9 protein-coding genes are annotated in these 12,268 nt (G+C 60.9%); 8 read left to right on the top strand and 1 reads right to left on the bottom strand.

What is annotated here, in order from left to right:
- Positions 1–128: 128 nt before the first annotated feature.
- Genes CX511_RS15295 through qhpG form a run of 4 tightly spaced genes read left to right on the top strand, consistent with a single transcriptional unit; the run spans position 129 to position 5,713 of the window.
- Positions 129–2,036 carry a sigma-54-dependent Fis family transcriptional regulator gene (locus tag CX511_RS15295; RefSeq protein WP_101293505.1) on the top strand — a complete coding sequence of 636 codons (1,908 nt, stop codon included), beginning with the start codon at positions 129–131 and terminating at the stop codon, positions 2,034–2,036.
- Positions 2,036–3,754 carry an ABC transporter ATP-binding protein gene (locus CX511_RS15290; protein WP_045183436.1) on the top strand — a complete coding sequence of 573 codons (1,719 nt, stop codon included), beginning with the start codon at positions 2,036–2,038 and terminating at the stop codon, positions 3,752–3,754. Before CX511_RS15295 ends, CX511_RS15290 begins: the two co-directional genes overlap by 1 nt.
- Positions 3,744–4,421 carry a subtilisin-like serine protease QhpE gene (gene qhpE, locus CX511_RS15285; RefSeq protein WP_045183042.1) on the top strand — a complete coding sequence of 226 codons (678 nt, stop codon included), beginning with the start codon at positions 3,744–3,746 and terminating at the stop codon, positions 4,419–4,421. The genes CX511_RS15290 and qhpE overlap by 11 nt, the downstream gene beginning before the upstream one ends.
- Entirely contained in the window at positions 4,418–5,713 is a 1,296-nt protein-coding gene (qhpG, locus tag CX511_RS15280) for a flavin-dependent monooxygenase QhpG (RefSeq protein ID WP_101293504.1), read from the top strand. Before qhpE ends, qhpG begins: the two co-directional genes overlap by 4 nt.
- 8 nt (positions 5,714–5,721) lie before the next feature.
- Here the strand turns inward: qhpG and CX511_RS15275 are convergent, their stop codons facing one another.
- Complete coding sequence (locus tag CX511_RS15275; RefSeq protein ID WP_101293503.1) at positions 5,722–7,212, bottom strand: aldehyde dehydrogenase family protein; 1,491 nt, start codon at positions 7,210–7,212, stop codon at positions 5,722–5,724.
- A gap of 489 nt (positions 7,213–7,701) precedes the next feature.
- Between CX511_RS15275 and peaA the strand changes: the two genes are divergently transcribed.
- From peaA to peaD, 4 genes are all read left to right on the top strand, one after another.
- Positions 7,702–9,282 carry a quinohemoprotein amine dehydrogenase subunit alpha gene (gene peaA, locus CX511_RS15270; protein ID WP_045183037.1) on the top strand — a complete coding sequence of 527 codons (1,581 nt, stop codon included), beginning with the start codon at positions 7,702–7,704 and terminating at the stop codon, positions 9,280–9,282.
- An 81-nt stretch (positions 9,283–9,363) separates the two neighbouring features.
- Positions 9,364–10,794, top strand: coding sequence for a quinohemoprotein amine dehydrogenase maturation protein (gene peaB, locus CX511_RS15265; RefSeq protein WP_045183035.1), 1,431 nt, complete (start codon positions 9,364–9,366; stop codon positions 10,792–10,794).
- A gap of 1 nt (position 10,795) precedes the next feature.
- Complete coding sequence (qhpC, locus tag CX511_RS15260; protein WP_033061173.1) at positions 10,796–11,119, top strand: quinohemoprotein amine dehydrogenase subunit gamma; 324 nt, start codon at positions 10,796–10,798, stop codon at positions 11,117–11,119.
- A 23-nt stretch (positions 11,120–11,142) separates the two neighbouring features.
- On the top strand, positions 11,143–12,261 hold the full coding sequence (peaD, locus tag CX511_RS15255; RefSeq protein WP_045183032.1) for a quinohemoprotein amine dehydrogenase subunit beta: 1,119 nt from the start codon (positions 11,143–11,145) through the stop codon (positions 12,259–12,261).
- Positions 12,262–12,268: the final 7 nt, after the last annotated feature.

Genomic DNA, 12,268 nt, shown 5'->3' with positions numbered 1-12,268 from the left:
CGTAGGCACACCGGTGCCTTTCTGAATGGGCTTTACGGGCACGTAAGCTTGTGCGAACTTGACGGCGCATTCATGCAATTGCGCAGTAGGACCCCAGCGCGACGGGGCAGGTGTCGCTGGAGCGAACCATGGCACAAGACATTCAAACAATAATGGCTGCCGATCCACTGCATGAGGCACGGCAGGTGCGTCTCAGACTGGCCAATGAGGGCCGCTTACCCCAGGGTATTTTGCGTGAAGAAATAGACGCGTCCTGGCGTCGTAGCCTGAGTTACGGGGTGAACTGCCTGGACGACGAGACGGTGGCTTTACAACAAGACCTCGACTTGCAGATGCTGCTGGCCAACAATCGCCTGTTGATTGATGCGGTGACGCCCGAGCTGGAATACCTGGTCAGCCAGCAGGGCGCCGGGGGGCTGATCATCCTCGGCGATGCCGGTGCCAATCTTCTGGCTGTCGAGGGCCAAACCGAATTCCTCGAAAGGCAAGGTTTGCGTGACCTCAAACCGGGCAGTTGCTGGAGCGAGTCGCTACGCGGAACCAATGCCATCGGCACCGCAGTGGTGGAAGGGCGGCCGACCCTGATCAACTGCGGTGAACACTATCTCGATTGCCTGAGCAGCTACTCCTGCATTTCGGTGCCGGTCAAAGACCCGCACGGCCGGGTGATGGGCGTGCTCGACCTGACCCGCGACGGCATCATGACCCAACCCCAGGATGGACTGGCCACGTTGATGATGGCGGCAAGTCATATCGAGAGCCGGCTATTCAGTATCTGCTACCCCGAACACCTGGTGTTGGCCTTCCACAGCCGCGGGCAGTATCTCGGTTCCTCCTGGCATGGGCTGCTGGCGTTGAGCCTTGACGGGGAGCTGCTGGCCGCTAACGATCAGGCCTGCAGTCTGCTGCAGATGACGCGCCAATCGTTGCTGGGCCTGCACAGCAGTGATCTGTTGGGCAGCCGCTCGATGCAATTCATCGCGCGTTTGGTGCAAGGCGAGGTTAGGAGCGCTCAGACCGCCAAAGGCGAGCTTTTTTTCAAGGCCCTTCAGGTGCCGCGCCACAGCCACTTCGCCGGTGCCATTTCGGCGCCCCGTTCTCCGGTTGCCAAGCCTCAGGTGCTCGACGAACTGGCCGGTGGCGATAGCCGATTGGCTCGCGCCTTGCGCATGGCTTGCCGAGGAATGGCAGGAGAGCTTCCCGTGCTGTTGCTGGGTGAGACCGGCACCGGTAAGGAGGTGGTGGCGCGAGCCTTGCACCAGGCCAGCGAACGGGCGGAAAAGCCCTTCGTAGCGGTGAACTGCGCGGCGATTCCGGACGGCTTGATCGAGTCGGAACTGTTCGGTTACCGCGAAGGTGCGTTTACCGGTTCACGCAAGGGCGGCATGGTCGGGCGGCTGATGCAGGCACACGGCGGTACGCTGTTTCTCGACGAGATCGGCGACATGCCGCTCAGCCTCCAGGCGAGACTGTTGCGTGTTCTACAGGAGCGCAAAGTGGCGCCGCTGGGGGCGGGGGAGGAGCAGACGATCGACGTCGCACTGATCTGCGCCACGCACAGAGACCTCAAGCACCTGGTAGCGAGCAAGCAGTTTCGCGAAGACCTGTTCTATCGGATCAACGGTATCAGCGTGATGTTACCGGCTCTTCGTGAACGAAGCGATTTCGGCACGTTGGTAAACCGGTTGCTGGAAAAGTTGGCGGCGCCGACGACCACGCTCGACGAGGAACTGAACACGTTATTGAGCGGCTATCACTGGCCAGGCAATACGCGTCAACTCGAGATGGTCCTGCGCACCGCGCTGACCATGCGTGAGCCAGAGGACAGGGTGCTGACGCTCGACCATTTGCCCGACAGCCTGCTGGACGAGCTGAGCGCCAGCGAGCGGCCCGCGAGCGGCTGTATCCGCGAGCAGGAGCTGGAACTGATTCGCCGGTCCCTTGATGCACACCAAGGCAACGTTTCGGCCACCGCTGACGCCCTGGGCATCAGTCGCGCGACGCTGTACCGCAAGCTAAAGCAGTTGCGCTCATGATCCCGCGCCTGATTGTTCGGCTGATCGAGAGCCACAACCCTGAAGCCCTGCAAGCCGCCTTGCGCTGGCTCTACAGCTTTGTGCGCCCCCAGCGTCTGGCGATTGTCGGGTTACTCGGCTTGTCGATCTGTGCGTCGGCACTGGTGCTGGTGCAACCCTGGCTGACCAAGCTGCTGATCGACGATGGGCTGCTGGCGCGCAACTTTCCCATGCTGGCGCTGATCGCCGGGCTGATGATCGTGGCTGGGCTGCTGGGAACGCTGCTATCGGGGATCAACCGCTACCTGCACACGCGGCTGTCCGGGCGCATTCTGTTTGCCCTGCGCGATGACCTGTATCGGCATTTGCAAACCCTGTCGCCCAGTTTTTACAGCCAGCGGCGCATCGGTGACCTGATGTCGCGCCTTGACGGCGATGTTGCAGAGATTCAACGTTTTGCCGTGGATTCGCTGTATTCGGCGGTGTCGAGCGTGATCGGCCTGGTGGTTGCCGTCGCGATGCTGGTGACCCTGTCGTGGAAACTGTCGCTGCTGGTGCTGGTGCTGATTCCCCTCGACGTGCTCTGGTTGCGCTGGATGCGGCGCAAGGTCGAGCGCGATGTGCGCCAGTTGCGTGAGCGCTCGGCAGACATGTCATCGTTCATGGTCGAGACGTTGCCAGTGATGAAATTCATCCAGTCCGCCGGCCAGCAGCAACGTGAGGCACGTCGGTTGCAGAGGTTGGGGCAACGTTACATGGACCAGTTGCTGCGCCTGCAGGTGACCGAGTTTTTCACCCAGGCGGTCCCCGGTACGTTGACCTCGTGGTCCCGTGCCTGCGCGTTTTTGATCGGTGGCTATTGGGTGGTGCAGGGCACGTGGCAGCTCGGTGCGTTGATCGCGTTTTCCACTTATTTGGGCATGGCGGTGGGGCCGGTGCAGAGCTTGCTCGGTTTGTACGTGGCCATCCAGCGCATGACCGTCAGCCTTGGCCGGGTCATGGAATTGCGCGGTGAGGCCCCTAGCGTCATCACGCCAGTCGACCCACAGCCAATGCCGACATCGGGTGAGCTGTGTTTCCAGTCCGTACATTTCGGCCATCCTGGGCGCCCGACGACCTTGCGCGGCATCGATGCGCTGATCCCTTTCGGCCTGAAAGTCGCCCTGAGCGGCAGCTCTGGCGTCGGCAAGACGACGCTGATCGATCTGCTGCAACGCCACCACGATCCACAGTCCGGCCAGGTGTTGCTCAATGGCATCGACTTGCGCGATCTGGACGTGTTCGAGCTGCGACGGCGGATCGCCGTGGTCAGTCAGGATATTGTGCTGTTTCGGGGCAGCCTGGCGGACAACCTGTCCTACAGCGTGCCCGCTGCCAGCCGCGCGGCCATTGCTGAAGTGGCGCGCCTGGCGCAACTCGACAGCCTGATCGAATCCTTGCCTGAAGGCCTCGACAGCCCGTTGGGTGAGCGCGGACAGCAGCTGTCGGGAGGGCAGAAACAGCGGATCGCCATCGCCCGCGCCTTGCTCCAAGATCCCTTGATTCTGGTGCTCGATGAAGCCACTTCGGCGGTCGATGAAGCCACGGAGCGTGACGTGATCGAAGCCATCGACGGACTGTTCGCCGGGCGTACGCGGATACTTATCAGCCACCGTTCGGCGACGCTGGCGGATGCCGACCTGCGCTTTGAATTGGTGGACGGCGTACTCAGGTCATCGCAGGTGTTGCATGAAGTCTGAGCTACGGGTCGGTATTGTCGACAGCGGGCATTCGTTGGCGCAGCGACCCCGGGTGGTGGCTGGCCGACGTTTCTATTTGGTGGCCGACGGCCTGGCTGAGGCACCATTGCGTGATGACCCGTTGGGCCACGGTAGTGCGGTAATCGATGCCATCAGTCTGCGAGCCCCCTCGGCAATGTTTTGCGTTGCGCAGGTATTCGATCAGCGCGGGGTGACCAGCGCCCTGCAGATCGCCACGGCCATTGATTGGTTGGTTGCGCAGGAGGTCCGGTTGATCAACCTGAGCCTGGGGCTGCGTCAAGACCGCAGCCTGTTGCGCGAAGCCTGTGCGGCGGCGCAGGAACGTGGGGTGCTGCTTTGTGCGTCCAGCCCGGCGCAGGGCGCGGCGGTGTTTCCAGCGAGCTACCCGGGGGTGCTGCGGATCACCGGCGATGCGCGTTGTGAGGCGCATGAGTGGTCATGGCTCAACAGCCAACAGGCGGATTTCGCCGCCTGCGTGCGCGGCACCCCTGCGGGGCAATCCGGCGCGAGCCTGGGCTGCGCGGCGTTGAGCGGGCATATCGCTCGTTTCCTGGTCGAGCATGACGATGGCAACCATCGGCAAATAATTGAATGGTTGCGCGAGAACGCCCGTTATCACGGCCCTGAACGGCGCGTCTGGGCATGAGCGCGATGTTGATTCTTGGTGCTGGTCCGGCCGGGGCGGCGGTGGCGCTGGGCTTGCGACGGCTTGGCTACGACGTGACGCTGGTCAGTGACTGGCGACGATTTGCGGCGCTCGAAGGCGTATCGGTGCGAGTGCTCGATGCCCTGCGCGGCGCGGGGCTTACCCATGCATTGGAAGGCGCGACGCTGCCTTCGCAGCGCCAGGTGTCCTGGAATGCTCAGCAGCATGCGCAAAACATCGAGTTCTTGCTGGACCGTCCGCGCTTTGATCGAGGCCTTCGCGAGGACCTGCGCCTGGCCGGTGTCGAATTGATAGAAGGGCGGGTCATGGCCGTGCATTCAGAGGCGTCGGGCCATCGGGTGTCCGTCGAAGGGCGGGCAGCGATTACTGCAGACTTTCTGGTGGAGTCGCGGGGGCGCCAGGCCCCGGCAGGTGGCAAGGGGCTGCGCGGGCCGGAAACCGTCAGCCTGCTCAACCGTTGGCAAGGTGCAGCGGGCAAAAACGCGAGTGCGGTCGAAAGCCTTGAAGACGGCTGGGCCTGGATGGCGCGGCAGGCCAATGGTCAATGTTATTGGCAGTTGACGGTAGATGTGGCCAGTGCCGAGCTGCCGGGCAAAGCGCAGTTGCTGGATTACTGTCGAGCTCGGCGCCAGGCATCGGCGTTGGCGCAGGCGCTATTTGGCGGTGTGCCGGAACGCGATTTGCAGTTGCATGCCCGCAGCAGCACGGCGATTCTCGGCCCACAGGTCTGCGGCGATAACTGGATTCGAGTTGGCGATGCAGCGATGGCGGTTGATCCGCTGTCGGGAAACGGGATCTTCCAGTCCTTGTCTTCAGCGTTGCAGGCACCGGCGGTTATCAATACCTTGATCCGCGCACCAGAACGTGCGGCGCTGGCCCAGCAGTTTCATCAGCAGCGGGTCGAGCAGTTGTTTTTGCGTTTCGCCCGAATCGGCCGCGATTTCTATGCCGATGAACAGCGCTGGCCGGAGCAGCCGTTCTGGCGCGCTCGTCAGCGCTGGCCGGATGCAGAACCTGCACACCCACAGCCAGACTTCTCCTCGCTACGGATACAGCGTGCGCCGGTGTTGCGCGACGGCTTGGTGGAGGAGGCCGAGGTGGTGGTCACGGCGGATCAGCCGCTGGGAGTCTGGCATTTGCAGGGGGTTGAGCTGGCGCCGTTGTTGCGGCGCTTGCAAATCCAGCCAGCGCAACAGGCGCTGGCGGATTTGACCGTGGAGCAGGGGAAAAGGGTGCGTAGCTGGCTATTAGGGCAAGGCTATCGACCGTAAGCGCGGGTTCACAGCTTGATCAACACCGACTTCAACTCGGTGTAATGCTCAATCGCGGCATAGCCCATTTCTCTGCCCACCCCCGACATCTTGTAGCCACCAAACGGCAGCGCCGGGTCCAGGGCGCTGTGGCAGTTGACCCACACCGAGCCAGACTTGATCCGTGGAATCATCCGGTGCACCGCCGCCAGGTCGTTGGACCAGATGCTTGCGCCCAGACCATAGGGGCTGTCATTGGCCATGCGCAGGGCATCGGCTTCGTCGTCGAACGGAATCGCCACCAGCACCGGACCGAAGATTTCCTCTTGCACCAGCGCGTGGTTTTGATCGACGTCGGCGATCACCGTTGGTTCGACAAAGAAACCCGGCCCGAACCGGTTGCCACCGCAGGCAATGGTTGCGCCGCTTTCACGACCCATGTCGATATAGCGCGAGACCCGCTCCTGCTGGCGGGCCGAGATCAGTGGCCCCATCTGTACACTCGGGTCCAGGCCATTGCCGAGTTTCATGGCGCTGGCAATGCCGGCGATATCGGCCACGACATTGTCGAAGTGTTTGCGCTGCACATACAGCCTGGAACCGGCACAGCAGACTTGACCCTGGTTAAAGAAGATGGCGTTGGCGGCGCCCGCTGCGGCACTGTTCAGGTCGGCGTCGGCCATGACGATAGTCGGTGACTTGCCACCCAGTTCCAGGGTGACCCGGGTCATGGAGTCCATGGCGACCTTGCCGATTTCCTTGCCCACCGTCGTGGACCCGGTGAATGTCAGTTTGTCCACCAATGGGTTGTGGGTCAGGGCGGAGCCTGCGGTGATGCCGGTGCCGGTGACCACGTTGAACACCCCACTCGGGTAGCCGGCTTCGAGCACCAGTTCTGCCAGTTTCAGCGCTGTCAGTGGGGTTTCGTCGGCGGGCTTGAGCACCACGGTGCAGCCCGTGGCCAGCGCCGGACCGAGTTTCCAGCAGGCCAGCAGCAGCGGAAAATTCCAGGCGACGATGGCGCCGACCACACCCACTGCTTCTCGGCGGATAAAGCTGTGGAATTGATCGTCCGGCATCAGCGGTAATGATACTTCGACACATGAACCTTCAATCTTGGTTGCCCAACCCGCCATGTAGCGCAGGAAGTCGATGGACAGTTGCACATCCATGGCCTGCGCCACCGCCGCGCTTTTACCGTTGTTCAGGCATTCCAGCTGGGCCAGCACTTCGGCGTCGCGCTGCATCAGGTCGGCAAGCTTCCACAACAGGTTCTGCCGCTCCCGAGGCCGGGTTCGGCTCCAGGCGGACTCATCGAAGGCCTGACGCGCCGCACGTACTGCGCGATCAACGTCGTCCGGGGTCGCCCGAGGTACCCAGCACAGCACCTCACCGCTGGCCGGGTTGTGCAATGGCATGGTCTGGCCATCGCTAGCCTCGACCCATTCGGCGCCGATCAGCATGCGCGGCGCGCGTTGGATAAACGCAGTGGTTGCGGGGAGTAGGGAGGGGAGCGACATGGTGAGACCTCTTATTGTTCATGGAACAAGGTCTTTCGCAATGGCTGTGCCAGTTCGGCGAGGAATCGCAATTGATTGATTTTTCGGTGATTTATCCGCGAGCTAGGGAGGTACAGGCAGGCGTGGGTGTTGCATATTGCGACACCTTGAGACAGCCAGCATCGAGCGTTCGGCATTTCATCGAGACACTGCTTTGGGGAGGGGCTGTACTGAGCGGGTGGCGAAATGTAGCGGCCGGTGTGCCTGTGCTTGTCTCAGACTGCAACACCTGTCGCGATATTAGACGCAAACACAGCTGTTCAGACGCGACTTATAGTCAACCGCGTTACGTAACTGCTTGATTAAAAAGGTTGCGTTGAAGCTGGCACGTTCCGTGTATTGATCATCACTGACGTTTCTCTTGCCGCCGTCTGCAGTCCGTCGCTGACGGCAGAAACAATAAAAACGATAAGCCAAAAATAATAAAGCACCGTGCGAGGTTCGACGTTGATGAAGAGAAAACTCCGAACAGGCCTGAGCGCCAGCCTGCTAGTCATGGCGGGTGCTATTGCGCTGCATTCGCCCTACAGCCTGGCAGCCCGCGACGCCCAGACCATCCTCAAGGAAACCTGTCAAGGCTGTCACACGCCCGAAGCTGACAATGCCCTGAGCCGCATCAGTCATCAGCGCAAGACCCCGGAAGGGTGGCTGATGAGCATTGCCCGGATGCAGACCATGCACGGTTTGCAGATCAGCGATGACGACCGCCGCACCCTGGTCAAATACCTGGCCGACACTCAAGGCCTCGCACCGAGCGAGACCGAGGGGGTGCGTTACGCGCTGGAACGCCGCCTCAACACCGTCGAAACGTTTGACGAGCAGACCAGCCAGATGTGCGGGCGCTGCCACTCCGGTGCACGGGTGGCCCTGCAACGTCGACCGGCTCAGGAGTGGGAGCGCCTGGTGAACTTCCACCTCGGCCACTGGCCGTCTTTGGAGTACCAGGCGCTGTCTCGCGACCGCGACTGGTTTGAGCTGGCCCGTAAAGAGATGGTGCCGCTGCTGGCCAAGCGTTACCCGTTGGACAACCCGGCCTGGAAAAACTGGTTGAGCAGCGCACCGAAAGCACAAGCGCTGGTGGGCGACTGGAGCTTTAGCGGCCACCTGCCCGGTAAAGGCGAACTGGCCGGGGTAATGAGCGTCAGCGCCGATGGCAGTGACACCTTCAAGGTCAGCGTCAAAGGCCAGTACGCCGACGGCAGCCCGTTCAATGGCGACGGCAGTGCGATTCTTTACAGCGGTTATGAATGGCGCGGCAACGTCAGCCTCGATGGCGTAACTATGCGTCAGGTATTCGCCGCCCAAGGCAGTGCCATGCAAGGCCGGATGTTCGAGGCTGAGCACGATGAGCGGGGCCTGGATTTCGTCGCGGCCAAGCAGGGCAGCAGCCGTTTGCTGGCGGTGCAGCCAGGCTATCTGAAAGCGGGCAGCGAAACCGAAGTCACCTTGATCGGCAGTGGTCTGACGGGGCAGCCAAGTTTTGGCAAAGGCGTGGACGTGGTCGAGGTACTGGAGCAAACGCCTGCACGCCTGCGCGTCAAACTCAAGGCGGCTGAAAATGCCCAGCCGGGGCTGCGCAACGTCACCGTCGGCACGCTGAGCGGTCCGACCCTGTCGGTCTACAGCAATATTGCCGAAGTCAAAGTAGTGCCCGCGTTCTCGGTGGCACGGATAGGTGACGGCGGGGGTTCGACACCGAAGGTTCAGGGGCGTTTCGACGCTGAAGCCTGGGGCAAGGACGTCGATGGCAAACCGTATCGCATCGGTGTGTTCCCGGCGCAGTGGTCGGTGCAAGCATTCGACGACCGCGCCAAGGAAGACGAAGACGTCAAGTTTGCCGGCACCATTCAGGCCGATACCGGGGTGTTCACACCGGGCGATGCCGGGCCGAACCCAGCACGCAAAATGTCCACCAACAATGCCGGCAACCTCAAGGTGATCGCTGCCGTCGACGACGCAGGGACGTCGCTGACTGGCGAAGGCCACATGATTGTGACCGTGCAACGCTGGAACAACCCGCCCATTCCTTGAGTGCCTTGAGAACCAAGACTTCAGACACTTTTTCGGAATGATCGCAGGCCTCGCAAGCGAAGCCTGCACAGGAGGTTTGCCATGGGCGCTATCTTGAATCTGGTCGAACGCAACCTGCACGAAGTTCGGGTCGATGCCGACCGTATGCTGTTTCATGTCCCCAGCAGTTCGCTGTTCGCCAGCGATGAGCTGACGGGCTCGATTATCGATACCTTGCGCGGCCCCGGCTGCTCGTCGGAGGACTTGATCGAGCGTTTGGCGGCACGTTTCGGCGGCGATGAAATTACTGAAACCCTACGTGAGCTGATGGCCCTGGAGCTGGTCAGCGATGGCTCACCGCTGACCCCGGAAATCGCCATCCAGCGCGTCGAGCGCACGGCGATCAACACCGTGGTGCTCAACGTCAACACCGGCTGCAACCTGAGCTGCACCTACTGCTACAAGGAGGACCTGGACAAGCCGTCAGCCGGCAAGAAAATGGACCTCGAAACGGCAATCGCTTCGGTGGAAATGCTGCTACGCGAATCTCCGGACGAAGAGCGTTTCACGGTGGTGTTCTTCGGTGGCGAACCGCTGAGCAACCGCAAGCTGATCGAGTACATGGTCGATTACTGTGAAAAGCGCTTTCGTGAGGCAGGCAAGCTTGTAGAGTTCGTCATGACCACCAACGCCACCCTGCTCACCGAAGAAACCGTGGACTATCTGAATGCTCACCGTTTCGGGCTCTCGGTGAGCATCGACGGGCCGAAAACCGTGCACGACCGCAATCGTATTACCGTGGGCGGGCAGGGGACCTACGAGGTGGTGCGGCGTAAGGCCCAGATGCTGTTGTCGCGCTACAACAGCCGCCCGGTGGGCGCGCGAGTGACCTTGACCACCGGCGTCACCGACGTTGAAACCATCTGGGACCACCTGTTCAATGAACTGGGTTTTGCCGAAGTCGGCTTTGCCCCGGTGACATCGGGTGACATCAGCTCGTTCAACCTGTCCAGCGAAGAATTGATCGACGTCTTCGCCAATATGAAGAAACTCGGTCGACGCTACCTGGACGCGGCGCTGGAGCACCGCAACATTGGCTTCTCCAACCTGCACCAGTTGATCACCGACATCCACGAAGGTCACAAAAAAGCCCTGCCGTGCGGCGCGGGCCTGAAGATGCTGGCGGTGGATCACAAGGGCGAGCTGAACCTGTGCCATCGCTTTACCGGCTCGTCGCTGCCGACTTTCGGCAATGTTCACCGTGGGGTGAAGCAGGTCGAGCTGAATGACTTCCTGTCCCAGCGCCTTGACCGCACCAACACCGGCTGCGCGGACTGTCAGATTCGCAACCTCTGCTCTGGCGGTTGCTACCACGAGAGCTACGCCCGTTACGGCGACCCGACTCACCCGACCTATCACTACTGCGAACTGATGCGTGACTGGGTCGACTTCGGCATCGAGGTCTACACCCGGATCATGGCCCAAAACCCTGCGTTCATCAGCAGTTACATCACTCCGCGCAAGGCTCACTGATATGAAACATCTCAAGGCAATCAATAACAAAGCCCAGAAGCTTGATCAGGCCGCGGCCGAAAACCGCATCGAAGAAGTGGTGGCAATGAGCTCGGTCGCCGGCTGCGCCTCGACCACCGACCCGGGATGGGAGATCGACGCCTTTGGCGGTGTGTCGTCGCTGTGCCAACCAATGGAAGCCGACCTGTACGGTTGCTCCGACCCTTGCTGGTGGCCAGCGCAAGTGCCGGACATGATGAGCACCTACCCGGACTGGAACAAGGATGCCCAGGCGTCCAACGACAATTGGCGCAACCTCGGGACTGTCTTTCCCAAAGACAAATAACCGAACAGAAAAAGGATTCCAGCATGCCTAGCATCAACGCCTGCGGCCTGGCCGCGTTCGCTATCCTGAGCGTGTGTTCGCACACTGTTCTGGCCGATGAAAACACCGCACTGCAAAGCGGTCACGAGTACCTGGTCACCGCCAACTACCCGAACAACCTGCACGTCATCGACCTGGCCACCGATAGCCTGTTCAAGACCTGCAAAATGCCTGACGCCTTTGGTCCTGGTACGATCCAGTTGTCTCCGGATCGCAAGACCGCTTACGTACTGAATAACCACTACGCGGATGTTTACGGCGTAGCACTCGACAACTGCAAACAGGTGTTCCACGCCAGCATCACGCACAAGCCAGGGGAGAAAGCGAAGTCTATGTTCGCCTTCACCGTCAGTCATGACGGTAAAGAGCTGTACACCATCGCCAATCCGACGCTGATGCTCAATGATCGCTATGAAGTGCAGTCACCTCGGCTCGATGTGTATGCCACCGATGCCGGGCTCGATGCCAAACCGCTGCGCAGTTACCCGGCGCCTCGTCAGCTGACCATCATGCAGAGTGGTGATGACGGTACGTTGTATGTGGCGGGGGCGGATATCTACAAGGTCGATGTGAACACCGGAAAGTTCGATGTGCTCGTTGCTAGCCGACATTGGAAACGCCCCAACTACAGTGCGCCTGACGTGCTCTACATCTGGAACCAGCAAACCTATCGGCGCGAGTTTTCGTTGCTCTACACCACCGCTAAATTCAAGGACAAGAAGCAGGATCCAGCCACTGCCGAATACCTTTACGGGCTGTTCAGCGTCGACCTGAAAACCGGCAAGGCGCAAACCACCGACTTCGGCCCGCTGACGGAAATCTACTTCAGTGGCATGCGCTCGCCGAAAGACCCGAATCTGATGTTCGGTGTGCTCAACCGTCTGGCCAAGTACGACATCAAGCAGAAGAAGTTGCTGCAGTCGGCAACGCTGGATCATTCCTACTACTGCATTTCCTTCAACAAGGACGGGAGCAAGATCTACCTGACCGGAACCTTCAACGACGTGGCGATCTTCGATGCCGACAGCCTCAAACAGATTGGCAACGTCAAGCTGCCGGGCGGCGACATGGCGATCACCACTACCCAGGTGTTCATCCGCTAAGGAACGG

Origin of the sequence: Pseudomonas sp. S06B 330, assembly GCF_002845275.2 — a bacterium.
In the GTDB taxonomy this organism is placed as follows: Bacteria; Pseudomonadota; Gammaproteobacteria; order Pseudomonadales; family Pseudomonadaceae; genus Aquipseudomonas.
Note: the sequence above shows the minus strand (reverse complement) of the source record. Positions and strands in the feature narration are given on the sequence as shown.

What these genes read in the sequence shown, in the direction of transcription:
- CX511_RS15295 (WP_101293505.1), top strand. Translation starts at nt 129, where the DNA reads ATGGCACAAGACATTCAAACAATAATGGCTGCCGATCCACTGCATGAG.
- qhpE (WP_045183042.1), top strand. Translation starts at nt 3,744, where the DNA reads ATGAAGTCTGAGCTACGGGTCGGTATTGTCGACAGCGGGCATTCGTTG.
- qhpG (WP_101293504.1), top strand. Translation starts at nt 4,418, where the DNA reads ATGAGCGCGATGTTGATTCTTGGTGCTGGTCCGGCCGGGGCGGCGGTG.
- CX511_RS15275 (WP_101293503.1), bottom strand. Translation starts at nt 7,212, where the DNA reads ATGTCGCTCCCCTCCCTACTCCCCGCAACCACTGCGTTTATCCAACGC.
- peaA (WP_045183037.1), top strand. Translation starts at nt 7,702, where the DNA reads ATGAAGAGAAAACTCCGAACAGGCCTGAGCGCCAGCCTGCTAGTCATG.
- peaB (WP_045183035.1), top strand. Translation starts at nt 9,364, where the DNA reads ATGGGCGCTATCTTGAATCTGGTCGAACGCAACCTGCACGAAGTTCGG.
- qhpC (WP_033061173.1), top strand. Translation starts at nt 10,796, where the DNA reads ATGAAACATCTCAAGGCAATCAATAACAAAGCCCAGAAGCTTGATCAG.
- peaD (WP_045183032.1), top strand. Translation starts at nt 11,143, where the DNA reads ATGCCTAGCATCAACGCCTGCGGCCTGGCCGCGTTCGCTATCCTGAGC.